The organism is Gaiella sp., assembly GCF_035710885.1.
Lineage (GTDB): Bacteria > Actinomycetota > Thermoleophilia > Gaiellales > Gaiellaceae > Gaiella.
In genome coordinates this window covers 1-23,865 of the sequence record NZ_DASTCS010000056.1, presented here as the reverse complement: position 1 = coordinate 23,865, position 23,865 = coordinate 1, and the positions used below count along the sequence as shown (strand labels likewise).

Annotated in this window: 25 protein-coding genes, 2 tRNA genes and 1 pseudogene; 13 read left to right on the top strand and 15 right to left on the bottom strand. The window is 71.2% G+C overall.

The window, feature by feature from the left end; all coding sequences use genetic code 11:
• Positions 1-82: 82 nt before the first annotated feature.
• From VFO26_RS13945 to secG, 4 genes are all read right to left on the bottom strand, one after another.
• On the bottom strand, positions 83-295 hold the full coding sequence (locus VFO26_RS13945) for a hypothetical protein (RefSeq protein WP_325115640.1): 213 nt from the start codon (positions 293-295) through the stop codon (positions 83-85).
• Positions 292-975, bottom strand: a complete 684-nt coding sequence (gene lexA / locus VFO26_RS13940; protein ID WP_325115639.1) for a transcriptional repressor LexA — start codon at positions 973-975, stop codon at positions 292-294. Before lexA ends, VFO26_RS13945 begins: the two co-directional genes overlap by 4 nt.
• Before the next feature lie 164 nt (positions 976-1,139).
• Positions 1,140-1,224, bottom strand: a tRNA-Leu gene (locus tag VFO26_RS13935).
• Positions 1,225-1,265: 41 nt separating this feature from the next.
• A complete protein-coding gene (gene secG / locus VFO26_RS13930) occupies positions 1,266-1,487 on the bottom strand; it encodes a preprotein translocase subunit SecG (RefSeq protein WP_325115638.1) in 222 nt (73 codons plus the stop codon).
• Between the two features lie 45 nt (positions 1,488-1,532).
• Between secG and VFO26_RS13925 the strand changes: the two genes are divergently transcribed.
• Complete coding sequence (locus VFO26_RS13925) at positions 1,533-1,739, top strand: hypothetical protein (RefSeq protein WP_325115637.1); 207 nt, start codon at positions 1,533-1,535, stop codon at positions 1,737-1,739.
• 71 nt (positions 1,740-1,810) lie between these two features.
• Positions 1,811-2,512 (top strand): MIP/aquaporin family protein, encoded by a 702-nt coding sequence (locus tag VFO26_RS13920; protein WP_325115636.1) that lies wholly within the window; start codon positions 1,811-1,813, stop codon positions 2,510-2,512.
• Here the strand turns inward: VFO26_RS13920 and VFO26_RS13915 are convergent.
• The 4 genes from VFO26_RS13915 to VFO26_RS13900 form a co-directional block, all read right to left on the bottom strand.
• Positions 2,509-3,552: a glycosyltransferase gene (locus tag VFO26_RS13915; RefSeq protein ID WP_325115635.1), complete on the bottom strand. Its 1,044-nt coding sequence runs from the start codon at positions 3,550-3,552 to the stop codon at positions 2,509-2,511. The genes VFO26_RS13920 and VFO26_RS13915 overlap by 4 nt on opposite strands.
• Positions 3,553-3,560: 8 nt before the next feature.
• A complete protein-coding gene (locus VFO26_RS13910; protein ID WP_325115634.1) occupies positions 3,561-5,021 on the bottom strand; it encodes a hypothetical protein in 1,461 nt (486 codons plus the stop codon).
• Positions 5,022-5,052: 31 nt separating this feature from the next.
• A complete protein-coding gene (locus tag VFO26_RS13905; RefSeq protein WP_325115633.1) occupies positions 5,053-6,624 on the bottom strand; it encodes an acyl-CoA mutase large subunit family protein in 1,572 nt (523 codons plus the stop codon).
• Positions 6,625-6,752: 128 nt separating this feature from the next.
• Complete coding sequence (locus VFO26_RS13900) at positions 6,753-7,409, bottom strand: GntR family transcriptional regulator (RefSeq protein WP_325115632.1); 657 nt, start codon at positions 7,407-7,409, stop codon at positions 6,753-6,755.
• 57 nt (positions 7,410-7,466) lie between these two features.
• Between VFO26_RS13900 and VFO26_RS13895 the strand changes: the two genes are divergently transcribed.
• From VFO26_RS13895 to VFO26_RS13865, 7 genes are all read left to right on the top strand, one after another.
• Entirely contained in the window at positions 7,467-8,105 is a 639-nt protein-coding gene (locus VFO26_RS13895) for a molybdenum cofactor biosynthesis protein MoaE (RefSeq protein ID WP_325115631.1), read from the top strand.
• A gap of 31 nt (positions 8,106-8,136) precedes the next feature.
• Positions 8,137-8,835 (top strand): site-2 protease family protein, encoded by a 699-nt coding sequence (locus VFO26_RS13890; protein WP_325115629.1) that lies wholly within the window; start codon positions 8,137-8,139, stop codon positions 8,833-8,835.
• Positions 8,832-9,521 (top strand): TIGR00730 family Rossman fold protein, encoded by a 690-nt coding sequence (locus VFO26_RS13885; RefSeq protein ID WP_325115628.1) that lies wholly within the window; start codon positions 8,832-8,834, stop codon positions 9,519-9,521. The genes VFO26_RS13890 and VFO26_RS13885 overlap by 4 nt, the downstream gene beginning before the upstream one ends.
• A 47-nt stretch (positions 9,522-9,568) precedes the next feature.
• Entirely contained in the window at positions 9,569-10,339 is a 771-nt protein-coding gene (locus tag VFO26_RS13880; RefSeq protein ID WP_414653100.1) for a purine-nucleoside phosphorylase, read from the top strand.
• A gap of 15 nt (positions 10,340-10,354) precedes the next feature.
• Entirely contained in the window at positions 10,355-11,656 is a 1,302-nt protein-coding gene (gene selA, locus VFO26_RS13875) for an L-seryl-tRNA(Sec) selenium transferase (RefSeq protein WP_414653101.1), read from the top strand.
• A gap of 87 nt (positions 11,657-11,743) precedes the next feature.
• The gene (gene selB, locus VFO26_RS13870; RefSeq protein ID WP_325115626.1) at positions 11,744-13,483 is read left to right on the top strand and encodes a selenocysteine-specific translation elongation factor; all 1,740 of its coding nucleotides are present in this window, start codon (positions 11,744-11,746) and stop codon (positions 13,481-13,483) included.
• Between the two features lie 51 nt (positions 13,484-13,534).
• The gene (locus tag VFO26_RS13865) at positions 13,535-13,951 is read left to right on the top strand and encodes a hypothetical protein (protein WP_325115625.1); all 417 of its coding nucleotides are present in this window, start codon (positions 13,535-13,537) and stop codon (positions 13,949-13,951) included.
• Here VFO26_RS13865 and VFO26_RS13860 read toward each other — a convergent pair.
• Both VFO26_RS13860 and VFO26_RS13855 read right to left on the bottom strand, forming a co-directional pair.
• A complete protein-coding gene (locus VFO26_RS13860) occupies positions 13,948-14,139 on the bottom strand; it encodes a hypothetical protein (protein WP_325115624.1) in 192 nt (63 codons plus the stop codon). The two genes, VFO26_RS13865 and VFO26_RS13860, sit on opposite strands and share 4 nt — an antisense overlap.
• Before the next feature lie 138 nt (positions 14,140-14,277).
• Positions 14,278-14,523: a carboxymuconolactone decarboxylase family protein gene (locus VFO26_RS13855; RefSeq protein WP_325115623.1), complete on the bottom strand. Its 246-nt coding sequence runs from the start codon at positions 14,521-14,523 to the stop codon at positions 14,278-14,280.
• Positions 14,524-14,640: 117 nt separating this feature from the next.
• On the opposite strand from VFO26_RS13855, the gene VFO26_RS13850 reads away from it, so the two are divergent.
• Positions 14,641-15,789, top strand: coding sequence for a hypothetical protein (locus VFO26_RS13850; RefSeq protein ID WP_325115622.1), 1,149 nt, complete (start codon positions 14,641-14,643; stop codon positions 15,787-15,789).
• A gap of 45 nt (positions 15,790-15,834) precedes the next feature.
• Positions 15,835-15,927 (top strand) — tRNA-Sec (locus VFO26_RS13845).
• A gap of 193 nt (positions 15,928-16,120) precedes the next feature.
• Here VFO26_RS13845 and VFO26_RS13840 read toward each other — a convergent pair.
• The 4 genes from VFO26_RS13840 to VFO26_RS13825 form a co-directional block, all read right to left on the bottom strand.
• Positions 16,121-16,975 carry a TIR domain-containing protein gene (locus VFO26_RS13840; RefSeq protein WP_325115621.1) on the bottom strand — a complete coding sequence of 285 codons (855 nt, stop codon included), beginning with the start codon at positions 16,973-16,975 and terminating at the stop codon, positions 16,121-16,123.
• A 267-nt stretch (positions 16,976-17,242) separates the two neighbouring features.
• The gene (locus VFO26_RS13835) at positions 17,243-17,662 is read right to left on the bottom strand and encodes an ester cyclase (RefSeq protein WP_325115620.1); all 420 of its coding nucleotides are present in this window, start codon (positions 17,660-17,662) and stop codon (positions 17,243-17,245) included.
• 86 nt (positions 17,663-17,748) lie between these two features.
• Positions 17,749-18,012, bottom strand: coding sequence for a hypothetical protein (locus VFO26_RS13830; protein WP_325115619.1), 264 nt, complete (start codon positions 18,010-18,012; stop codon positions 17,749-17,751).
• 454 nt (positions 18,013-18,466) lie between these two features.
• Positions 18,467-19,732: an acyl-CoA desaturase gene (locus tag VFO26_RS13825; protein ID WP_325115618.1), complete on the bottom strand. Its 1,266-nt coding sequence runs from the start codon at positions 19,730-19,732 to the stop codon at positions 18,467-18,469.
• A gap of 402 nt (positions 19,733-20,134) precedes the next feature.
• On the opposite strand from VFO26_RS13825, the gene VFO26_RS13820 reads away from it, so the two are divergent.
• Positions 20,135-21,655, top strand: coding sequence for an MFS transporter (locus VFO26_RS13820; RefSeq protein ID WP_325115616.1), 1,521 nt, complete (start codon positions 20,135-20,137; stop codon positions 21,653-21,655).
• 52 nt (positions 21,656-21,707) lie between these two features.
• Positions 21,708-23,288 carry an acyl-CoA synthetase gene (locus VFO26_RS13815; protein WP_325115615.1) on the top strand — a complete coding sequence of 527 codons (1,581 nt, stop codon included), beginning with the start codon at positions 21,708-21,710 and terminating at the stop codon, positions 23,286-23,288.
• A 177-nt stretch (positions 23,289-23,465) separates the two neighbouring features.
• Here the strand turns inward: VFO26_RS13815 and VFO26_RS13810 are convergent.
• Positions 23,466-23,865: pseudogene (locus VFO26_RS13810) on the bottom strand (nucleotide-binding protein); the annotation flags it as partial.

The following is a 23,865-nucleotide window of genomic DNA, read 5'->3' as shown; positions in this document are numbered from 1 at the left end:
TCCCGAGGGACAGTCCCCGCGCCCGCGGCCACCCGGCCTGCTCCACCAAAGGTAGCGCGGGGCGGCCGCCGCGCCAACCGGCTCAGCACGCAGACACGGCGCCCGTCCTCGGGAGCACGACCTCCGGGACCTCGCGGCCGTCGGCGAGGAGCGACCGGCACTCGGGGCAGGCGAGCACGCCGCGCAGACGCATCACGAACTCACCGCAGCAGAGGCACTCGAAGCTCGCGCCACGGGACAGCGCGAGCAGCTCCTGGTCGAGCGTCCGCGCGAGGGGTGTCACCTGGGCGGTCATCCGAGGCTCCTGAACACCCCCACGACCTTCCCCAGGATCTGCACGTGGTCGGCATAGATCGGCTCGAGGGCGGCGTTCTCCGGCTGGAGGCGGACGCGGCCGTCGGCCTCGCGGTAGAAGGTCTTGACCGTCGCCTCGTCGGCGGACTCGTCGTCGCCGACGAGCGCGACGACGACGTCGCCGTTGCGGGCGTCGTCACGGCGCTGGACGACGATCGTGTCCCCGTCGAGGATCCCCGCCTCGATCATGGAGTCGCCGTGGATGGTGAGGAGGAAGTCGGCGCTGCGGCCGATCGACTCGGGGACGGCGACGACGTCCTCGACGTTCTCCTCTGCGAGCAGCGGGCTGCCCGCGGCGACGCGCCCGAGGAGCGGCAGGCGCGGCACGTCCGCGGACCCCGGCGACTCGACGCGCCGGTGCCCGGTCAGCTCGATCGCGCGCGGCTTGGTGGGATCGCGCCGGATCAGCCCGACGCGCTCGAGGTTCGCGAGGTGCGCGTGCACCGTGGAGGGGGACGCGAGCCCGACCTCCTCGCCGATCTCGCGGACGGTGGGCGGATAGCCGTGTCCGTCGACGTACGTGACGAGGAACTGCCAGATCTCCTGTTGACGCGCGGTGAGAGGTGTCTCGGCCGGCACGGGTCGCCTCCTGGTGGGGTTCGACGAACGTATGTTCGTCATGAAGGGTAGGGATCCTTCCGGACGACGTCAATGGCGTCTGCGCGATCGACGCCCGCCCGCGCGCGGCCGGAGGCCGACGTTGCCGGCGGCGACGCCCGATCGGCACTGCGGCGTACTGCGCTGGAGGAGGCGCGGGGGAACCAGGGGGGTTCCCCCGCGCGACATGCGCTGGAGAGGACTTGAACCTCCACGACCGCAATGGCCACCAGGCCCTCAACCTGGCGCGTCTACCAATTCCGCCACCAGCGCGTGGACACGTGATGATAGCGGGAGGTGCCCGCCGCGACGGGTTACGCGAGCAGGCGGTAGAGCACGATCGTGTTCGCCGTGAACACGATCGCGACGGCGACCGTCAGCCGCGTCAGGTTTCTCTCGACGATGTGCGTGCCGCCCTGCGAGGTGGGCGTGAACCCGATCCCGCCGAAGCCCGCGTCGCGCCCGGAGTGCATCAGCACGAGCCCGATCAGGCCGGCGCCGAGAATGACCTGGAGGACCGCGAAGACGGGGATCATGACCGCGCCATGGTACCGGCGTCGTGAGGTCGTTACGCTCGGGCGATGGCCGCCGGCGACGACGCACGGGCGAGGATCCAGCGGTTCCTCGTGACGGGCGACAACAGGCTGAAGCAGGGCGTCGCGCCGGAGAAGGTGCGCGAGAGCTACGAGCAGGCGCTCGCCGTGGCGCGCGAGGCGGGCCTGGAGGACGCGGTCCGCCCACTCGTCGAGGTGCGCCTCGCGGACCTGGACAAGGCCTCCGGGGTCTGAGCGCGGCCGGTTCCAGCCGACGGGTTCGACAGACTTTTCCCGTCTCCGACCTCGGAAGGGAGCCAGTAGCCATGGGGAAGACCCAGAAGTACCTCGCCGAGGCGCTCGGCACGTTCGCGCTCGTCGGGATGGGCTCGTTCGCGATCGTGTCCGCGTCCGCCGGCGACAGTCTCGGGATCGTGTCGATCGCGCTCGGCTTCGGTCTGGCGCTCCTGGTCGGCCTCTATGCGTTCGGCGAGGTCTCGGGCGGGCACTTCAATCCCGCCGTCTCACTGGCCGCGTTCCTCGATCGCCGCATCACGATGGACGACCTGATCGGCTATGTCGTGGCGCAGGTCGTGGGGGCGATCCTCGCCTCCGTGGTCGTGCTGATCGCCTTCAACGACGAGGCGGTTGCGGCCACGACCACCCAGGCATCCGACAACTGGGCCGCGATCGTGGTCGAGGTCATGATGACCGCGCTGTTCGTCGCCGTCATCCTCCAGGTGACGAAGAGCGGCACCTACGGTGGGACGGCCCTGCTTGCGATCCCACTCGCCCTGCTCGCCATCCACGTCGCGATCATCCCGATCAGCGGCTCCTCCGTGAACCCGGCGCGGAGCCTCGGTCCCGCTTTGGTGGGCACGGAGTTCAGCGATCTCTGGATCTACCTGATCTTCCCGTTCGTCGGCGCGATCCTCGGGTGGATCGCCCACAAGATCGCCGTCCAGGGGGACACGAACCTCAGGGACGACTTCGACGCCGTCCGCCGGGGCGGCGCTCCCGCCGCCTAGCCGTCGACGGCCGGGGCGCCCGCGACGGCGGGCGCCCCCGCGGCTCGCTCCAGGACCGCCTCTATCCGCAACACCTGGCCGTGGATGTCGTGGCGCTCGGCCACGGCGCGTCCGGCGAGGTTCGGGCGCGGCATGGCCGCGGCGTTCGCGAGCGCGGCGGCGAGCGCTAGCTCGTCGGCCGGGTCGACCAGAACGCCGGCCTCCGGCGGCACGAACTCGGGCGGGCCCCCGACCCTGGTGGCGACCACCGAGCGGCCGCCCGCCAGCGCCTCGAGCGTCACCAGGCCGAACGGCTCGACGAGGCTCGGCTGGCAGACGACGTCCGCGGCGGCGATCCAATGTGGGATCCGGTCGTGTGGGAGGGTGCCGGCGAGCCGGATGCCGGGGCGGCCCTCGAGCGCGCCGCGCAGCGGCCCCTCCCCGAGGAACGCGAGCGTCCCCTCGCCGTGGCGGGCGAATGCGCGGGCCAGGCGGAGCACGTTCTTCCGCTCGGTGAGCGACCCGGCGCAGAGGAAGGCGGTGCCCTCGACGTGCCAGCCGAGCTCCTCCCGGGCCGCGCGGGCGTCGGCGGGCGCGAAGCGCTCGAGGTCGACGCCGCAGTCGATCACCTCGATGCGGCCGCGGCCCTCGGGCACCGCCGACTCGAGCCGGTCGCGAAGCCAGTGCGAGACGGCGATCACGCCTGCGGCCCGGCGCACGGTGAGACGAGTGGCGGCGCGCACGATCCGGGAGGTGAGGGCGTTCTCGACGTCCTGGCCGTGCGCGGTGACGACGGTCGGCGCACGGCCGCCGAGGACGGCGAGCAGGCCGGCCGGCACGAGGAAGTGCGCATAGGCGACGTCCGGCCGAAACCGCCTCGCCGTCGTCGCCACGTCACGCGCGAGCACCGCATGCCGCGAGGGCCCGCCGCGCCGGTCGACGACCGCCCGCGCAAGCTCGTGGCCACGGCTTGCGAGCCCGGCCTCGAGCTCGGCGACGAACGTGCCGAGGGCCGGCGCGTCCGGCCCCGGGTACATCTGGGAGACGAGCAGGATGCGCACCGACGCTCCTACCGCGGCGTGACCTGGAGGACCCCGAGGCACATCTCGTCTGTCGTCCCCTCGCCCCAGAGGACGTACCGCGGCTCGCCGCGGCGCAGGCGCGCATCGTGCCGGCACGTCACCCGCAGGACGTCCTCGGGCCCTGCCTCCACCGGCCGCCGGAGCGTGTAGGAGGCCTGCCAGTGGAAGCTCCACCGCGGGATCTCGAGCAGGAGCCGAGCCCGGGGTGTGCCGGGGTTCAGCTCGACGCGGATCGAGCGGCCGAGGAGGTGCATGTGCCCCGCGACCGCCTGGATCGTGACCGGCCGGTCCAGCCTCCGCTCGCACGAGGACACGACGCTCGGGACGGGACGGGCGGCGTCCTTGCCGCACAGGAGGAGCAGGCCCGACGCCACGAGCGCCGAGTCGGCACCGAAGCGATCGACCTGGTCGAAGACTGCCGCCGTGCGTTCGCACAGCGGCCCGCTCTCGCCGCGCCGGCAGGCGAGCTCCACCGGCGCGGGCAGGAGCAGTGTCTGGACGGGAGTCAGCCGCCTGTCGGCGGGGACCGTCGTGAGGACGGCCCGCGACCGGTCTGGCCGCCTGCCGTTGAGCAGGTTGTAGTGCACCTGCATCACGATCCGGCTCCCCGCGGGCATCTCGATCCCGGTGCCCGTGCGCAGCCGGTCGGAGCCCCAGCCCGGCGCCCACGCCGCGATCCAGCCTGCGTCGTCGAGGAAGCCTCTTCCCCCGCTCGTGCCCCCGCCGACCCCGGGCCCGCCGAAGCACGTCCAACCGTGGCCGGGCGTTCGTCCGTCCAGACGTCGCGCCTCGCCGACCGCTGCCGCGGGCAGCCGGTAGAGGATCACGTGGTGCACCAGCGCGGCCGCGCCGGGGACGATGCGGGCCGAGGTGACGAACCCGTCGTTCGTGAGCTTCGGGTCGAGAAGGAAGCAGCGGTAGTCGTCGGTCGACCCGTTCGCGCCCGCGGGCCGGTACGCCGCGGGCATGGCGACCTCGCGGCGGGTCTCCCCCGGGAAGGCCCTCTCCGGGGTGGGTTTCGGCGCCAGCGGTGTCCCGCGACGAGCCGGCCCAGGGCGGACGAGCTGCGACCGAGCCCACCGGACGAGCGTCTCCCGCTCGCGGCGGTCGAGGGTGCGGGCGGCCTGGCCGAGGTAGGCGGGGGAGCGGGCAGAAGGCGGCCACGGCGGCATACGGCCTTCCGTGAGCGCGGCCACGATCAGCGAGGCGCGGCTTGCGAGGTCGCGCTCGGTGCGGAAGGCGAAGGGCGCGATGCCCCCGTCGCGGTGGCAGCCGAGGCATGTCTCCCGGACGATCGGCGCGACGTCCCTCGCGAAGTCCGGCGCGGCCGCCGTCGCGGCGGGAGCGCTTCCGCTCGACGAGAGCGCGAGCAGCGCGGGCACGCCCAGTGCGACCAGCGCCCCGGCTGCGAGGACGAGCACACGTGAGCTGACGACCCCGCTCGGCACGCGCGTCATGGTACGGGGAGGCTTCGACCCCTCAGGACGCGTCGTAGGTGCCCCAGAGCTCCCGGAGAGCACCGCAGAGCTCCCCGATCGTGGCCCGCGCGCCGAGGGCCTCGCGGAGAGCGGGGAGGAGGTTCTCGCCGGACCCTGCGACCCGCCGCACCTCCGCGACGGCGGACTCGACGGCTGTCGCGTCACGCGATGCACGGAGGGCCTGCGTCCGCGCGCGCTGGGCCCGCTCGATCTCCGGGTCGAGCCTGTGGAGCTCGACCCGCTCGGGCTCGTCGGTCGTGAAGCGGTTGACGCCGACGATCACGCGATCGCCGCTCTCGACCTCACGCTGCCAGCGGTAGGCCGACTCCTCGATCTGCCCCTGCATCCAGCCCGCCTCGATCGCGGCGACCGCACCGCCGAGGTCGTCGATCCGCTCGATCAGCTCGGTCGCGAGGCGCTCGAGCTCGTCGGTGAGCGACTCCACGTACCACGAGCCGCCGAGAGGGTCGGCGGTGGCCGTCGGCCCGGCCTCGTGCATCAGGACCTGCTGCGTGCGCAGCGCGAGGGTGGCCGACCGCTCGGTCGGCAATGCGAGCGCCTCGTCGAAGCCGTTCGTGTGGATCGACTGGGCGCCTCCGTAGATCGCGGAGAGCGCCTGGGCGGCTATGCGCACGAGGTTGTTCTCCGGCTGCTGCGCCGTGAGGGTCGATCCGCCCGTCTGGGCGTGGAAGCGGAGCGCCTGCGCCCTGGGGCTCGTCGCGCCGAAGCGGCCGCGCATGATCCCAGCCCACAGCCGCCGCGCGGCGCGGAACTTCGCCACCTCCTGCAGCACGTCGTTGTGCGCGTTGAAGAAGAAGGAGAGGTGCGCTCCGAAGTCGTCGGGCGAGAGGCCCGCCGCCACCGCCGCCTGGCAGTAGGCGATCCCGTTCGCGAGCGTGAACGCGAGCTCCTGCGCCGCCGTCGACCCCGCTTCCCGGATGTGGTAGCCGGAGATCGAGATCGTGTTCCACTTCGGGATGCGCTCCGCGCAGTACGCGAACAGGTCGGTCGTCAGGCGCATCGAGGGGCGCGGCGGGAAGATGTAGTTGCCGCGGGCGACGTACTCCTTGAGGATGTCGTTCTGCACCGTGCCGCGGAGCGCCTCGCCGGGGACGCCTTGCTCGGCGGCGGCGAGCTCGTAGCAGAGGAGGAGCAGCGCCGCGGGCGCATTGATCGTCATCGACGTCGACACCTCGCCGAGCGGGATCCCTGCCGTCAGGCGGGCCATGTCCTCGACCGAGTCGATCGCGACCCCGGTGCGGCCGACCTCGCCCTCCGCCGCCGGGTCGTCCGAGTCGTAGCCGAGCTGCGTCGGGAGGTCGAACGCGACCGAGAGCCCCGTCTGGCCTCGCGAGAGAAGCGTCCTGAACCGGGCGTTCGTCTCGTCCGCCGAGCCGAAGCCCGCGTACTGGCGCATCGTCCACGGCCGGCCCCGGTACATGTCCGGATACGGGCCGCGCGTGAACGGGAACTCACCGGGTTCCTCCGCGGGGCCTGAGGCGTCCTCGGGGCCGTAGACCGGCTTCACCTCGATCCCGGACTCGGTCAGGCGCCGCTCGGGCGTGGTGGCCATACCGCTGATCCTACGTTCGGCCGGGGTAGCCGTCCGTGCCGCCTCCCTCGTGGACGGACGGCAGTCGCGACCTCGTGGCGGGCGGGTACAGGCGCCCGCGGCAGGCGCGGATCGGAGCGGAGAGCGGGCTAGAGCGCCCCGCCCGCGCGCTCGACCGCCTCGAGGGCGATGCGGCGCCCGGACTCGACGTGGCGGGTGATCGCCCTACGCACCGCCGCCCGGTCGCGGGACTCGAAGCCGGCGACGATCGCCTCGTGCTCGGTCACGAGATGCTCGTGGCGCTCGACCCGGCCGCCCCGGATCACCTGCATCATCAGGTTCACGGACAGCTCGCTGTAGAAGCGGGAGAGAAGCCTGTTGCCCGCGAGCTCCACCTGGGCGTCGTGGAACGCCGCGTTCGCGACGTCCCACTCGTCGTGCGAGATCGCCTCGACGGTCGCCTCGTGGAGGTGGCGGAGCTCTGCGACCTGCTCGTCGGAGGCGGTGTCGACGGCGACGTCGGCGGCGTGGAGCTCCAGCGCCAGCCTGACCTCGTAGCCCTCGAGCAGCGCCTGGGCGTTCACCGGCGTCACGAAGTAGCCCCGGCGTGCCTTGACCGTGAGGAGGCCCTCGGACACGAGGCGGGTGAGCGCGTGGTGGACGGGGCTCCGTGAGACGCCCAGCTCGGCCGCGAGCTCGTGCAGGCTGAGCTTCGCTCCCGGGCCGGGGTCCCGCATCAGGATCCGCTGGCGCAGGGTGTCGTAGACCTGGTCGTTGAGGTTCGCGCGGGGAAGGAGAGTCGCCATGGGAGACATGTAACATGACACCGCGTCGGGCGCCACCCGCCGGATACGCTGGCCGGCGTGAAGGTCGCTGTGAAGCTCTTCGCCGCGCTGCGCGAGCAGGCGGGCGCGCGGGAGCGGGCGCTCGAGCTGGCGGACGGGGCCTCGATCGACGACGTGTGGCCGGCGCTCGGCCTCGGCGAGGAGCCGTCGGGGCTCGTGTATGCCGTCAACCGCTCGTACGTCGAGCGCGGGACGCCGCTGGCCGACGGCGACGAGGTGGCGCTGATCCCGCCCGTCTCCGGCGGCGCGTTCCGCCTTTCGAAGGACCCGCTCTCGATCGAGAGCGTTGCCGCCGAGGTTGCCTCCGACCGGGCCGGGGCGATCGCGACGTTCGTGGGCACGACCCGTGCCCGGTCTCGCGACCGCGACGTGATCCGCCTCGAGTACGAGGCCTACGAGGGCATGGCGGAGGCCGAGATGGAGCGCATCGCGCGGGAGGTGTGCGAGCGCCACGAGGTGCTCGAGATGGCGATCCACCACCGCGTCGGCCCGGTCGAGATCGGAGAGACGAGCGTCGTGATCGCGGTGTCCGCGCCGCACCGGGCCGCCGCGTTCGACGCCTGCCGCGACGCGATCGACACCCTCAAGCAGACGGTGCCCCTCTGGAAGAAGGAGCTGTACGTGGGCGGCGAGGAATGGATCGGGCAGGGCTCTTGAACCGGTCACGCGCCTCGGGAGCCGGCTCGCCGTGAGCGATCCGCGCTACCGCGACCTCGACCCGGTCACCGCACCGGAGCCGCGCACGCTTCCTTCGGAGCACGACCGCTCGCGGCGATCGCTGCTCGGCAAGCTGCTCGCGCCGCTCGTGGTCGCGATCGGGCTGATCGTCAAGTTCGGCGCCTTCACCCTGAAGTTCTTCGGGATCTTCCTCGCCGTCGGCGGTTACGCGCTCATCTGGGGCTGGTCGTTCGCGATCGGCGTCGTCCTGCTGATCCTCGTCCACGAGCTGGGCCACTACGTGGAGGCCCGTCGGCTGGGGCTCGACCCTCAGCTTCCGGTCTTCATCCCGTTCCTCGGCGCATACGTGGCGCTGCGCAACATGCGCTTCGACCCCTGGGTGAACGCTCGGGTCTCGCTCGCCGGGCCGATCGCGGGCGGCATCGGCGCCGCGGCGTGCCTGGCGGCGGCGGAGTCGCTCGACTCCGACCTGCTGCGCGCGCTCGCCTACGCCGGGTTCCTGCTGAACCTCATCAACCTCGCTCCGATCGGGATCCTCGACGGGGGTCACGTGCTCCGCTCCTGGCGCGTCCTGCGCGCGGGCGGAGGCGCGGCGAGCCCGACGCGGGCGCGGCGGCTCGCCGGCGTGGTCGTGCTGGTCTCGGTGATCACGGTGGCCGGGCTCGTCCTCGGGATGCTCGTCGCCCACGTCCCGCAGGATCGCCTGTGAGCCAGCCGAGCGGGCTCGACCGCCGCGTGCTGCGGCGCTCCCAGGAGACGTTCGCCGGCGACGTCTCGCTGATCGCGTCCGAGTTCCTCGCCGGCTTCCAGGCGGTGCAGCAGATCGATCGCCCGGCCGTCTCGATCTTCGGCTCCGCCCGCGTCCCGGACGGGTCGCCCACCTACGAGGCCGCACGCGAGACCGCTCGGCTCTTCGCGGAGACCGGCCTTGCCGTCGTGACCGGCGGTGGCCCGGGCGTGATGGAGGCCGCGAACCGCGGGGCGAAGGACGGCGGCGGCCTCTCCGTCGGCTTCAACATCGTGCTCCCGCACGAGCAGGGGCTGAATGGGTACTGCGACATCGCGCTGACCTTCAAGCACTTCTACGCCCGGAAGGTCATGTTCGTGAAGGCGGCCGAGGGGTTCGTGATCTTCCCGGGCGGCTTCGGCACCATGGACGAGCTGTACGAGTCCTTGACCCTGATCCAGACAGGGACGATCGGCACCTTCCCGGTCGTCCTGTTCGACTCGGACTACTGGGAGGAGATGGTCGAGTGGCTACGCGAGGAGATGCTCGCGGACGGGTACGTCTCGTCGGGTGACCTCGACCTGCTGTATCTGACCGACGAGCCGGCCGAGGCGGTCGAGCGGATCGTCGCGGTGATCGGCTCGCGCCGCGAGGAGGGCTCGACCTGAGCGACGACCTCGGGGAGGCCCTCGCCGCGATCCGGGCGCAGACCGCCGTGCAGCCGGCCGTCGGGGTCGTGCTCGGGAGCGGGCTGGGGGGCTTTGCGGACGCAGTCGAGGAAGCGGTCGCGATCCCGTACGGCGAGATCCCGGGCTGGCCGCGGTCGACGGCGGTCGGTCACAGCGGCACGCTCGTCCTCGGTCACTTCGGCGGCGCCCCGGTGGCGGTGATGAAGGGCCGCGCGCACCTGTACGAGGGGGTTCCGCCGGCGAAGGTCGTCTTCGGCGTGCGCGTCCTCGGCAGGCTCGGGATCGGCAGCCTCGTGCTCACGAACGCCTGCGGCGCGATCGACCCGTCGCTCCAGCCGGGGCGGCTCGTCGCGATCTCCGACCACCTCAACCTCCAGGGCTCCTCGCCGCTGATCGGCCCGAACGACGACACGCTCGGGCCTCGCTTCCCCGACATGTCCGATGCCTACGACCCCGAGTACCGCGCGCTCGCGGGCGAAGCCGCCGGAAGGCTCGGGCTCGAGCTCGGCGAGGGTGTCTACGCAGCGTGGCTCGGGCCGGCGTTCGAGACGCCCGCCGAGATCAGGATGATCCGGGCGCTCGGCGGGGACCTGGTGGGGATGTCCACCGTGCCCGAGGTGCTCGCCGCGCGGCACATGGGGATCCGCTGCCTCGCGCTCTCCTGCGTGACGAACGCGGCCGCGGGCGTCTCGCCCGACCCGATCGACCACGAGCAGGTGCTCGAGGTGGGTGCACGGGCCGCGGGCGACCTCGTCGCCCTCCTGCGCGAGGTGATTCCCCGGCTCGGCAGTTCCTAGACTGAGACCGTGCACCTGCGCGGCCTTCCCTCGGTCGACCGGCTGCTCGCCGACGACGCCCTCGCGGCAGCCCCGCGGTCGCTCGCGACGGAGGCTGCCCGTCGTGCCCTCCACCGCGCGCGGGAGGCGATCCAGGCCGGCGACGACCCCGGCGACGTGACGGCCTCTGCCCGCGCGGAGCTCGAGCGCCTTCGCGCTCCTTCCCTGCGACGGGTGCTGAACGCGACCGGGGTGATCGTCCACACGAACCTCGGCCGGGCGCCGCTTGCACCCTCGGCGCTCGCGCGGGTGGGCGAGGTCGGCGGGGCGTACTCGAACCTCGAGCTCGACCTCGACACGGGCGCACGAGGATCTCGACAGGAGCATGTCGCCGACGCGCTGCGCCGCCTGACCGGGGCCGAGGCTGCGCTCGTGGTCAACAACAACGCGGCGGCGGTCCTCCTCGCCCTCGCCGCGCTCGCGGAGGGCCGCGAGGTCGTCGTCTCGCGGGGCGAGCTCGTCGAGATCGGTGACGGGTTCCGGATCCCCGACGTCCTCGCGCGCTCCGGCGCGCGCATGGTGGAGGTCGGCACGACGAACCGGACACGAGCGGCGGACTACGAGAGCGCGATCGGCCCCGGGACGGCAGCGCTTCTGCGCGTGCACCAGTCGAACTACCGGATCGTCGGCTTCACGGCGTCGGTCGCGACGGGAGACCTGGCGCGGATCGCGAAGCGAGCCGGACTACCGCTCGTCGACGACCTCGGATCGGGGGCGCTCCTGGATGTCGGCGACGAGCCCACCGCTGCGGAGAGCGTTGCCGCCGGCGCCGACCTCGTCTGCTTCTCGGGCGACAAGCTGCTCGGTGGTCCTCAGGCGGGCATCGTCGTGGGACGTGCCGGCCTCGTCGAGCGGCTTCGTCGTCACCCGCTCCAGCGCGCGCTGCGCGCGGACAAGCTCACTCTGGCCGCGCTCGAAGGGACACTCGAGCTGTTCTCGGACCTCCCCAGGGCCCGGCGGGAGGTTCCCGTGCTGCGCATGCTGGACGAGCCGCTCGAGCAGGTGCGGGCGCGTGCCGAGCGCCTCGCCGGGCTTGTCGGGGGCGAGGTGGAGGAGACGGTCGCCCGGGTCGGCGGAGGCGCGCTCCCGCTCGCGGAGCTGCCGAGCGCCGCGTGCGCGATCGAGGAGGCGCTCGCCGCGCAGCTGCGGCTCGGGGAGCCGCCGGTCGTCGGGATCGTCCGCGATGGCCGTCTGCTCCTCGATGCGCGCACCCTGCGCGGGGAGGATGTCGACGAAGTTGCGCGGGCGGTCCTGCGGGCACGCCGGGCGTTGTGTTGAATCGACACCAGCGCATCCCGAGCCCCACTGCGCTCTGTGATTCCAGCTCGTGCTGACCCGACACGAGCTCCCGAGGTCGCGCGAGCCATGGCGCTGACCGTCGGTACCGCGGGGCACGTCGACCATGGCAAGACGACGCTCGTCCGCGCGCTCACCGGCAAGGACACCGACCGCCTACCGGAGGAGCGCGCGCGCGGGATCTCGATCGACCTCGGCTACGCGCCGCTCGCGCTGCCCGACGGGCGCACGCTCTCGCTGGTCGACGTCCCCGGTCACGAGCGGTTCGTCCGGACGATGGTCGCGGGCGCGACGGGGATCGACCTCTTCCTCCTGGTCGTCGACGCCGCCGAGGGCGCCCGGCCGCAGACGCACGAGCACCTCGAGATCCTGCGTCTCCTCGGTGTCGACCGCGGCGTCGTGGCGGTCACGAAGGCCGATGCCGTCGACTCCGAGACCCTCGAGCTCGCGCTCGAGGAGGCACAGGAGCTCGTTCCCGAGGCGCAGGTCGTCGCGGTCAGCGGCATCACCGGAGTCGGCCTCGACGAGCTGCGGACAGCCCTCGGCTCGGCCGCGAGCGGGACGACCCAGCGCAGCGCGGGCTTCCCGACGCGCCTCTACGTCGACCGGGTGTTCACGCTCCAGGGCATCGGCACGATCGTCACCGGCACGCTGTGGTCGGGCGCGATCGCCGAGGGCGCCCGCCTGAGGCTCGAGCCGGCCGGTCGGGACGTCCGCGTCCGGTCGGTGCAGGTACACGACACCGCGGTCCCGCGCGCCGAGGCCGGGCAGCGCGTGGCGGTCAGCCTCCCCGGCGTCGAGCTTCAGGACGTCCGTCGCGGGGACGCGCTCGTCGCGGCCGCGTCGTTTCCTCGCTCGTACCGGCTGGAGGTCGCCCTCGAGGAGCTGGAGCCGATCCCGAACGGCGCCCGGCTGTCCGTCCACCACGGGACGAGCAGGATCCCGGCGCGCGTCGTGCGCGTCGGTGACCGGCATGCACAGCTCCGCCTCGCCGGCCCGGTCGTCGCGGCGCGGGGCGACCGCGTCGTCCTCCGGGGCGAGACCACCGTGGGCGGCGGTGTCGTGCTCGACCCCGCACCGCCGCGCCGCGTGGACGCCGAGCGCGACAGGCTGCTCGGCGAGGCCGATCCCGCCTCGATCGTCCGGGCGCTCGTCCACGCTCCGGTGAGCGTCGAGCAGCTCGCCGCGCGAGCCCTGCTCGGCGGAGCGGAGCTCGAGGAGGGCCTCGACGCCGTTCGCGTCGTCGACGGGTGGGCGTTCTCGGACACGTGGCTGGAGGAGACGGCTGCTGAGGTCGAGGGGCGCCTGCGCGCACGGGCCGAGCGGTCGCCGCTCGATCCGGGGCTCGTGCTCGCCGAGCTCCTGCCGGCCGAGCCGTGGGCCGCGGCCGTGCTCGACCTGCTTCCTGTCGAGCGCCGTGGGGCGAAGGTGGTGCTCCCCGGCACGGCCGCCTCGCTCGGTGCGCGCAGCGACGCTGCCGAGGCGCTCGAGCGGGCGCTCGCCGCCGGCGGATTGGCGGCGACGAAGGTCGACGATGCCGAGCTCGCCCGGTTCCTCGAGTCGGACGGCCGGCTGGTGCGACTCGGCGACGGCTTCGCCGTCGGCGCAGGCGCCTACGAGGTCGCGCGCGACCTCGTCGTGACCGAGTGCGGCGCGGACGGAGAGGTCACCCTCGCTCGGTTCCGCGACCTCGCCGGCGTCGGCCGCCGAGACGCCCAGCTCCTGCTCGAGCGGATGGACGTCGACGGGCTCACCCGACGCATCGGCGACCGTCGCGTGCTGCGTCGGTCGGCACGCGACGCACGGTGACGCCTCGCGCTGCGAGGATGTGCGCGTCGTCGTCCGGAGAGGAGGCCCGACGTGGCCGGAAAGCCCGACTTCACGGAGCAGGAGTGGGAGCAGCTACGAAAGGGCGCCACGGGCGCCGGTCTGCTCGTCGCGGTCAGCGACCGGGGCTTCTTCGACACGTTCAAGGAGGCGTCCTCGCTGGCCAAGCACCTCGCCGGGGCCCGTGACGACGCGAGCCAGCTCGTCCGCGACCTCGCGTCGGAGCGCCCCGGGGGTTTCGGCCTGACCGACTCTCCTCCCGAGGTGGAGGCCGAGACGGTCGCCGCTCTGGGCGCGGCTGTGGAGACCCTCCGCAGCAAGGCGCCCGACGAGCTCGACGCCTACCGCGTCTTCGTGTTGCAGCTCGCCGAGGCGGTCGGCAAGGCGGCCGGCGGCGGCGATCAGCCCGAGGCCGGAGCGATCGCGAAGATCAAGGCCGCTCTCGACTAGCGGGGCCCACGCGGGGGGTCGTACGTGCGTGGCTCCCACTCGGGCTCGGGATCGGTCCCGACGCCCTCGGCGATCCGGTTGATGTAGTTGAAGTACGCGATCACCTGGATCGCGTCGTGGATCGCCGCGTCGTCGAGGCCGACGGCCCGCAGCGCGTCGGCGTCCTCGGCGCCGACCGCGGACGGCACGTGCGTCAGCCTGCAGGCGTAGTCGCAGAGGGCGCGCGTTCGCTCGTCGAGATCGGCGCGACGCCAGTCGTGCTCCGCATGTGTCGCCAGCTCGTCTGGGGCGCCCTCGGCACGGAGGTCGTCGGAGTGCGAGCGCCGTCAGTAGTAGCACTCGTTCTCGGCGGAGACGACGGTCGCGAGCAGCTCGCGCTCCTGCCTGCTGAGCGGGGAGGGGCCGAACATGATCGCCTTGTAGAGCTCCATCGAGGCGTGGAGCACCTCCGGGCCGAGGCTCATCGAGCGGACGATGTTGAACACCTTTCCCGCCCGCCCGATCGCGGCCTCGTACTCCTCGGCGAGCGGTCCCCCGGCGTCGTCCGGGTCGATCAAGCGCAGGTGGGCCACGAGGCGATCGTACGGACAGATCGAGCCGCGTACCAAGGGGTGGCGGTCCGACGACAAAGGGCCCTCGTAGACTCGGGAGGGCCGGCGCTCGCACGATCCCGGGCCCCGACTGACGTCATGCTCCGCCTCCCAGTCCTCGCACTCGGCCTGGTCGTGCTCCTGCTCGCGCAGTCGGGCGCCCGCGCAACGACCGGCGGGGTAGCCGGTGCTCCCGTTCCCGGCGCCCTGACGCACGCGTACGCCTACGCCGACACGTGGCGCGGGTGGCCGGTCACGCCGCTCCACCGCCAGCACCCGATCCGCGGCTCCCTCGACGACCCGCGGCCGAGCGGCTACCACATCGGCCTCGACATCAGCGTGCGAGACGACCTCCCCGAGGCGGGCGCGCCCCCTGGCCGGACGCATCGCGTCCATGCGGTAGAGGGTGGGACGGTGTCCCTGGCGCCGAACGTCGCCGCGGTCGGTTGCGTGAACCGGATCGTGCGGGTCGGCCACTTCGCCTACTGGCACGTCGACCCGGTCGGCACCGTGGTGTCCGGCCAGGTCGTCGCCCCGGGCCAGCCGATCGGCTGGACCTGCAAGGACCTGTGGCACGTCCATCTCTCGGAGTGGGTCGAGGTCGGAGGGGTGCGCACGTGGATCGACCCGCTTCATCCCGGCGGCAAGCTCGCGCCCTTCGTCGACACGGCCAGGCCGGCCATCCGCTCGATCCGGTTCTTCGAGCCCGCTCCCACGACGTTGCAGGAGGACGGCGCCGTGGTGGTCGCGCCCGCCCGCGGGGTCGAGCTACCCGCGACGGCGCTCCACGGTCTCGTCGACGTCCGCGCGGAGATCGACGACCCGCAGTCCTTCCGCGGCTGGTTCGCCGGCCCGCGCGCCGGGCTCTACGCGCCCCACCACCCGTACCGCGTGCGCTTGACACTCAGCCGGGCGAACCGCCCTGCCGCGCTCCTCGACCGCGACGTGTTCCGCGGCGATCGGGTGCTCGGGAAGGGCGAGGAGGTGACGGTCATCGAGCCGAGCGTGGCGTTCGCCGGGCACTTCGCCCCCCGGACGCGCCAGAACCTGGGCGCGAAGCGGTGCGTCCAACAGTCACCGGCCCCGTGCGCGGGGAGGACGGTGCTGCGGCTCTTCGCCGGCCCGGGCGGTCGGCGCTTCTGGAACACCCGCCTGCTCGCCAACGGCAGCTACCGGCTGACCGTCACCGCGTGGGACCGCAGAGGGAACCGAGCGACGCGCTCGGTCACCGTCGCCGTCTCGAACTGACCGGCGACGCGAGCTCGGGGTCGTCCCGCCGGTAGCCTCGGCGGCGGAGCGGCACGGGCCCGGTGGCCCAGCAGGTCTTCAAAACCTGTGCGGTCGTGTAGCCCACGGCTCGGTCGGTTCGACTCCGGCGCCGCTCCGTTAAGCCGATCTCGGCTCGGCGACGAACGTCGCCCAGCCGGACGGCTCGACGAGCGACCAGCACCGCGGGCCGCTCGAGACCGCTCGGAACCGCATCGCGAAGCCGTGGACTGTGGTGGCGATGTGGCGAGAGCCAGCCAGGGCGTGGTCTGTGCCGGACGCCTCGGTGAGAGCCCGACACAGCACACGATGACTATTTCTTGAAGCCGCGGATCGCCTTCATGAGCTTCATGCCCGCGCTCCACGACAGGTCGTCGCCCTCGTACTCGCAGCGGTAGAGACCCTGCAGGTTGGACGGGACCGGAAGGCGTTTGTCCCACACGAGAACGACACGCTTGTCGTAGAGGACGAACGCCGCGCCGATCTCGATGAGGACGTTGTCGTTGAGCATGTAGTTGCCGGCAGCGTCCTTGTGGCTCTCCTCGACGCTGCACACGATGATCCCCGCAGTGCAGCGCCTCATTGCGTTGAGCACTTTCTCCGGCACTGGGATCGCCGTTGTCTCCTCCGCCTCGGCGATCTCGGACTCGATGTCAGCGAGCTCGAGCATTGTCTCCACCTGCTCGACGATCGCTGTGTTCTTGCCATGCGAGATGAAAGCGCGATGCTCCTGCGCGTGCGGCGGCGCGAGAGGTTCCGGCTCAGCTTCTTCCGTTTCACTGCCGGCGTCCTCCGGGGCAAGCACGTCTTCCGCCTCCTGGACGTCGGTCGGTTCGTCGGTCTCTTCTCCGGTAGCGGCCCACGGCGGTGCGGTGGGGCCCGCCTCGATGTAGGCCTTCAGTGCCCCTTTGTCGACGACGAGCCGCGTCGGGTTGTTGCGTCGCCCGAGCACGAGCTTGCCCAGTCCCGCCGCGTCCGCCAGGTTGAACGCAAGCGCGTTCTCGCGAACGGTCGACTCGGCGACGTCGTTGGATCCGAGCGCGGCCTTGTGGTGCTCGTGCCAGTTTGCCGCGATGTCGACCACGCTCGCGGAATCGAAGCCCTGATGGAACATCCACTCGGCGGCCGAGCGGTAGGGCGTGACGCTGTCGATGATCTGCCTGAACACGGCCTGCTCCTGCTCGGGCTTGCTGCGCGCCAGCCGCTGCCCGGCGGGCTGTTGCTCGGGTCACACACGGTTGGATCCCCGTCAGCTAGCCGTGGGGCGTCCTACGACGCCATCAATCCGAGTGGAAAGCCGGAAGCCGACGCGCTGCGAGAGCCCGGAGAGTCAAGCGCTGGATGCCCGAGCGTGCGGGAATGTCGCTCGAGGTTCGTGCAGTCAGTCGCCTCAGTCGCTGCTGTCGCCTCCGCGACGGGCGGCGAGGCCGATGATCTATCCGGGGGGAGTTTGCGGGATAGCACCCAGCTGTTGCATCAGCGTCAGCGCGTCGAAGACGCCCCAGTGCTCGCGGGCAAGCCCGTCGTCGCCGAACCGGGTGATGTCGATCAACTGGACGGCGACGCGCTTGCCGGTGGCGGGCATCCCCAGGAACTCGCCCTGGTGTGTTCCGGTCGCACGAACGCGCGCGACCGCCTTGTCACCGCTCACGAGGACGTCCTGCACCTCCATGCGCAGATCGGGAAACGCGGCCCTGTACATGTGGAAGAGCTGCTTGACCCCTTCTTTGCTCGGCTCCAGTCCCGGCATTTCCTCGTGCTCAACGAAGTCATCCGCCAGGAGCTCGCCAAACCCGTCGATATCTCCAGCGTTGATCAGGTCGTACAAGCGCTTCATCGCGGCCGCATGATCCATCAGGTCCTCCGTTCACCGCGGTTGCGTGTGGGGATGTGGTCAGCGCGGCGCCGACCACGGGCGCTGCGGGGCATGCAAGGGTTCGGTCATGCCTCAACGAGGATCACGAGCGTTTCCGGAAGGACCCCGTCATGCGCCATGGCTTCGGCCGCCCCCTCCGTGTCCATCGCCGTCTGGAGGGTTTCCATGTCCGGGACGTCCATCAGCAAGCCGACTCTCGTGGGGTTCTGCGGGTCGACGAACGTCCGGATGTTCGTGACGCCGAGCGGGCCAAAGAACTCCTCACGCTTGGGCGAGGCGAGCCAGTGATCCCTGTCCTTCACGTCGTGATAGCCAAACACGGTGGGCATCGTTACTCCCTCTGGTCAGCCGGCAGCGCCTATGCGCACCTGGCACGGAGAACCTACGCCCCCGCGACTCGACGTGCCCAACCAACGGGAGGACAGTCGCCTGTCCGAGTCTCCTGTCGCCAGAGCCAAGGATCGCCGTTTGACTGTGGCAAACGCCGTGGCACGTCGGCTTTGCCCACCTCCAAGGCCAGCGTCCGTGCGCGATACGACGCTCTACCTCTCCAAGACTTCAAAACCTGTGCGGTGTGGCAGCCCCACGCTCGGTCGGTTCGACTCCGGCGCCGCTCCGTAGGACAGTTCCGGCTCCCCGACGGCTCCCCGACGGCGCCTCGCCACGCGTCGCCCTCAGACGTGCGACGCCGACGGCCCGAGAACGGTCCGCGCCGCCTCGCAGGGTGGCGGAGTGTGGCGCGGACGAAGCTGAAAGGGCTGGACGCCGTAGACCGGCCGGAGGTCAGCCCATGTCGAGCGCGACCGGGACACCGTTCCGCCCCATCGTGCGAAGGTGCCTGAAGTGCGACCGGAGGGCTGCACGCAACGAGTGCTGGGTGACGTAACGGACACCGTGACGCTCAGCGTTGCGCTGGACGATCTTGGCGATCTGCGGGTAGTGCGTGTGCTGCACCCGCGGGAACAGGTGATGCTCGATCTGGTAGTTGAGGCCTCCCACGAACCAGCCGAGGACCGCGTTGCGCGGGCAGAAGTCGACCGTCGTCTCGACCTCGTGTACCGCCCAGATCCGCCGCTCGGAGGTCAGTTGCTCGGCGGAGGCGAAGTCGGCCTCCTCGACGCAGTGTGCGAGCTGGAAGGTCACAGCCATGATCAGGCTCACGGTCATCGAGTAGACGAGATAGGCGCAGACGACAGCCCACCACGGGTAGACGAGCATCGGCACGACGATCACCCAGCCGACGAAGATCATCTTCCCGCCCAGGAGACCGGCGAGGTCCCAACGTCGAGGCATGCGCAGCGTGCTCGTCCCGATGCTCCCGCGAGCGAAGGCGGCGACGTCGCCGACCGTCTGCCAGCGGAGCGCCATCAAGCAGTACAGCGCCCAGATGTAGTAGTGCTGCAGTCGGTACCAGGGGCGGGGGAGCTGTCCCGGCACCAGCCTCGCGAAAGGCACCTGCGTGATATCGGCGTCGTAGCCGTCGACGTTCGTATACGTGTGATGGGCGACGTTGTGCTTCACGCGCCACGCATAGCTCGAGAGCCCGAGCAGCGCATCGGCGGTCCAGCCCATCAGATGGTTCAGGCGGCGTGTTCGAAAGTACGCGCCATGATTGGCGTCGTGCATCACGCTGAACGCGATCAGCGACGTCCCGAGAACCAGCCCGCCGAAGCAGAGCAGACCGAGCCACAGGCCGGGGTGGCCGAGAACGAGAATCAGCCACGAGCCGACCAGCACCGCGAACGCGACGACGCCCTTGGCATACAGCGCCGCTCGGCCGCGTGCGACGGTACGAGGATCGGACAGGTACTCGTCGACCTCGCGACGCGTCTGCCGGATGAACTCGCCGCCGGTGTCGAACGAAAGCTTCGGCGCGCTCTTCAGGGTCTCCCTGTCGGTGATGTGCAGCTCCTTCCACTCTCTCGGCGAGATGACAACTCGCCGCCCTCGACCTGGCTCGCGGGGCGGGCGCCTTTTCTCTTCCCTACGCGCGCACGCGCGCCACGCGAGACAGTGACCGGTGCGGAGGGTACCTGCCCCTCGATGCAACGATCGTGAGGGGACGGGTCAGGGCCCTGTCTCACTCCGACCCGTGCACGCGTGGACCCCCGACCGGCCTCACGCACGCCGCTGTCGTCGTTCCCCCTCTTGATGCCCATCGATGGGCCGGTTAGGTTCGGCTGGTGGAGAAACCGGCTGCAGCGGCGATCCCGCGCGACCCCCGACTGGAGCGTCCGCGCATCCCGGTACCCACCCTGCCCCTCGCGGTCGTCATCGCCGGAGGGCCTGGCGCCGGAGGGCGCAGGTGCACCGGAGAGTGACCGTATCTCGAGCGTCGTTGTCCAGCCGGACATGTCGTAGCCGCGCCGTCGCGGGTGGCGGGTGGTGAGCGTGGATCCGGCCGAGAGCTCCAGCGGCGTTCCTCGTCAGGCCATTCTTCTGGCGGCGGCGATGTTCGTGTTCGTGATCGACACGTCGTTCATGAACGTGTCGATCTCGGCGGTCGTCCAGGATCTCGACACAACGGTCAGCGGTGTCCAGTCGGCTGTGGCGATCGAGGCACTCGTGTCCGCCGCGTTCATCCTGATCAGCAGCAAGGTCGGTGATCTGGTCGGGCGCAAACGGGCTTTCGTCGTCGGCATGGTCTTCTACGCCGTCGGGGCCCTCGCGATGGTGTTCGCGCAGGGGCTCGCGGCGATCATCGTCTTCTGGGCGATTGTCGGCGGCCTCGGAGCGTCGCTGTATCTCCCCGCGATGCAGTCGCTGATCCACGGCAACTTCGAAGGGAAGACGCGCGCGAAGGTCTTTGCGCTGGTCGGTGCGTCCGGGGCGATCGCCGCTGCGATCGGGCCCCTGATCGGAGGCTTCGTCACGACCGTCGTGTCGTGGCGCGTCGGCTTCCTGATCGAGGCGCTCATCATCGCCGTCGTCGTCGTCGGAAGCCGTGGCATCCGTGACGTGCCGTACACCGGTGATCGATCGGTCGACGTCGTCGGAGCGTTGCTCTCCGTGATCGGCATGGGCGGACTCGTCGTCGGCGTCCTCGTCTGGCAGGAGGGCGGCGAATCCGTGGCGCTGCTGCTCGCGATCGGAGCGGCGGCGATGGCCGGCCTGGTCTACTGGCTCGTCCGCCGCAAGCGCGAGGGGAAGCCGACGCTGCTCGATCCGACGCTGTTCGCCTCCAAGGTGTTCAGCATCGGCGTCTCCCAGATCTTCCTCCAGCAGGTCGCCCTGGGGGGCATGCTGATCGCCCTCCCGATCTACCTGCAGCTCGTCTGGGGATACAACGCGCTCGAGGCCGGCATCACGCTCGCCCCCTTGTCGCTCACCATGTTCGGGGTCGCGCTCCTCGCAGGCCGGAGAGCCGGGAGGCGGCGGCCGAGCGGCATCGTCCGAGCGGGCTTCGTGCTGCTCGCGGCGTCGATCGTGATCCTCATCCCGCTGGTGCCGCGGGCGGACTCCGGCTGGCACCTGATCGTCCCGCTCATGCTCTCGGGCGCCGGCCTCGGACTGCTCGCCTCCCAGCTCAACAACTACGCCCTCGCTCCCATCTCGGAGGAGCGCGTCGGCGAGGCCGCGGGCGTCACGTCGGCGACCGGGTCGTTCGGCCTCTCGTTCGGGCTCGCGTTCGCCGGCGCGATCATGCTCGCCACGTTGTCGATCTCGTTCACGAACATGGCCGAGTCGAGCACCGTCCTCCCGCCGGCCGACCAGCAGCGCGTCGCCGACGTGCTCGAAGAGGACGCGCAGGTGATGAGCGACGCGCAGCTGGAGGGGCTCCTCGCCGGTCAGCCCCCGGCGATCCAGGAGGAGATCCTCAGCATCAACACGGACGCCCGCCACCTCGCCCTCCAGGTCGCGCTCCTCGTTGCGCTCCTCGCATCGCTGGTCGGCATCGTCAACGCATTCCGCATGATGCGGCTCCCCGATCCCGCCCCCTCCGCGGCAGCCGAAGGCATGGCGCTCGGCTGAGAGCGGCTCGCGGTCCAAGCCGCTGGCCAGGACTAGGCTGGAGTGAGTAGCGATGAGCGCGACGAGCTACGACGAGATCTGCGCAGGTCATCGCTGGGAGGTGCCGGCGCGGTACAACATCGCCGCCGATGTCTGCGACAAGCACGCGCGTAACAAGCCGGCGATGGTGTGGGAGAGCTTCGACGGTTCGACCCGTGAGCTCGAGTGGGGCGAGCTGCAGGACCTGGCGAACCAGGCGGCGCACACGCTGGCTGCGTGCGGCGTCACGCAGGGCGACCGGGTCGCGGTGGTCCTGCCGCCGACGCCCGAGGCGGCTGCGACCTTCTTCGGAGTCTGGAAGCTCGGCGCGATCCTGCTCTCGATGTCCGTGCTGTACGGGGACGATGGGATCGAGCATCGGCTCTCGGACTCGGGCGCGAAACTGCTCGTCACCGATCCCGGCAACGCGCCGCGCTTCGACCGACCGTGGGCGCCGGACACGCTCGTGCTCGAGCCCGATACCCTGGCAGCGGCCCCGACGGATTTCGTTTGCGCCGACACCGCGGCCGACGACCCTGCGCAGCTGTACTACACGTCCGGGACGACGGGGCTCGCGAAGGGGATCGTCCACGCGCACCGCTACATCCTCGGCCACGAGGAGTTCCTCTACTGCCACGAGCTACGGGACGGCGAGCGCTTCCACGGGATGGGCGAATGGGCCTGGGCCGCGGGCATCGCGCCGCTGCTCGGCCCATGGCGGCTCGGCGCGCTGCAGTGCGTCTACCGGCGCGAGGGCGGCTTCGACCCGCACGAGCAGCTTGACTTTCTGAGCCGGCACTCGGTGACGAACGTGTTCACGACGCCGACGGCGATGCGCTCGATGATGGCGGTCGAGGATGCGGGGACACGCTACCCGCAGGTGTTCCGCCGCGTGTGCTCGGCGGGAGAGCCGCTGAATCCGGAGGCGATCCGCTGGTTTCGCGAGCAGTACGGCGTGACCGTGCTCGACTATTACGGCCTGACCGAGTCGTATCCACTCGTCGCGAACTACCCGTTTCTCGAGGTGCGTGAGGGCTCGATGGGCAGGCCGATGCCGGGCTGGGACGTGAAGCTCCTCGACGAGGACGAGCAACCGGTCGAACAGGGGGAGCGAGGCGAGATCTGTCTGCGCGCCCGCTCGAACCCGCACTACCCGCTCGGGTATTGGCGCAACGACGAAGCGAGCGTGGAGACCTTCGGCGGTGAGTGGTTTCACACAAAGGACGCCGCCGTCCAGGACGAGGACGGCTACATCTGGTACGTCGGACGCGCCGACGACGTGATCATCGCAGCGGGGTACCGAATCGGCCCGTTCGAGGTCGAATCGGCGTGCCTCGAGCATGCAGCGGTTCGCGAGGCAGCAGTCGTCGCGTCGCCCGACGAGCTCCGGGGCAACGTCGTGAAGGCGTTCATCGTCCTCGCAGACGGATACGAGCCGTCGGAGGCGCTGACCGACGAGATCAAGCGCCACGTCCGCGAACGCCTCTCGGCGTACGCGTACCCGCGCCGTGTCGAATTCGTACCGGGGCTGCCGAAGACGCTCACCGGCAAGATTCGCCGAATCGAGCTCCGCCAACTCGAGCTCGACCGCGCCGGCGTGGACACGGACTCCTGACACGCCGTCCGCGGCGGTGCAGCAGCTGGTGACTTCTGTGTGGACGGTTTGGGCGCGAACATCGCCGCGCTCCGTGCACGGACAGCATCTGCAGCCTCAGGGGCGCTTGCCGGTGGGACAGCGCGAGCGGAGCTCGCCGGCGTTCATGTCGTCGGGCAGGGACGGCATGGGTAGTGCTCAGAATGCGTTCGCGGAGGACTTCCACTCGCGGAGGCGCTCCGCGATGAGATGGGCGCGCTCCTCCTCGCTCCCGCCGTCCAGCACGTCGAGGTCTGAGGGGTCGGCTCGAAGATAGATGCCGGAGGTGCGGGCATTCAGCCCGGGGTCGCGATCCGACCGTGTGGTCCAGTACCCCGTCGCGCGATCGGGGGTCTCCACCCTGATCTCGCCGGTGCCCTCGAGCTGAGGGGCATTCGCGTGCCGAGGGCGCTCGCCCTTCCAGAAGTAGAGGATGCCGGCCGGATCCCTACGCTCCTTCGCAGCCTCGCTCCAGTAGCGGGCCGAGAGGGTGCCGTCGTCCTGCCAGGCCCTGCCGGTCACGTTCAGGTCACCGTCGCGGTCTCGTGAGATGCGTAGG

Bases quoted from the DNA above. Each gene is read 5' to 3' on its own strand.
- VFO26_RS13925 (WP_325115637.1), top strand. From the start codon at position 1,533: ATGGCCGCCGGCGACGACGCACGGGCGAGGATCCAGCGGTTCCTCGTG.
- VFO26_RS13905 (WP_325115633.1), bottom strand. From the start codon at position 6,624: ATGGCCACCACGCCCGAGCGGCGCCTGACCGAGTCCGGGATCGAGGTG.
- VFO26_RS13835 (WP_325115620.1), bottom strand. From the start codon at position 17,662: ATGGATCATGCGGCCGCGATGAAGCGCTTGTACGACCTGATCAACGCT.
- VFO26_RS13850 (WP_325115622.1), top strand. From the start codon at position 14,641: ATGCTCCGCCTCCCAGTCCTCGCACTCGGCCTGGTCGTGCTCCTGCTC.
- VFO26_RS13820 (WP_325115616.1), top strand. From the start codon at position 20,135: ATGTTCGTGTTCGTGATCGACACGTCGTTCATGAACGTGTCGATCTCG.
- secG (WP_325115638.1), bottom strand. From the start codon at position 1,487: ATGATCCCCGTCTTCGCGGTCCTCCAGGTCATTCTCGGCGCCGGCCTG.
- VFO26_RS13945 (WP_325115640.1), bottom strand. From the start codon at position 295: ATGACCGCCCAGGTGACACCCCTCGCGCGGACGCTCGACCAGGAGCTG.
- VFO26_RS13815 (WP_325115615.1), top strand. From the start codon at position 21,708: ATGAGCGCGACGAGCTACGACGAGATCTGCGCAGGTCATCGCTGGGAG.
- lexA (WP_325115639.1), bottom strand. From the start codon at position 975: ATGACGAACATACGTTCGTCGAACCCCACCAGGAGGCGACCCGTGCCG.
- VFO26_RS13920 (WP_325115636.1), top strand. From the start codon at position 1,811: ATGGGGAAGACCCAGAAGTACCTCGCCGAGGCGCTCGGCACGTTCGCG.
- selB (WP_325115626.1), top strand. From the start codon at position 11,744: ATGGCGCTGACCGTCGGTACCGCGGGGCACGTCGACCATGGCAAGACG.
- VFO26_RS13830 (WP_325115619.1), bottom strand. From the start codon at position 18,012: ATGCCCACCGTGTTTGGCTATCACGACGTGAAGGACAGGGATCACTGG.
- VFO26_RS13900 (WP_325115632.1), bottom strand. From the start codon at position 7,409: ATGGCGACTCTCCTTCCCCGCGCGAACCTCAACGACCAGGTCTACGAC.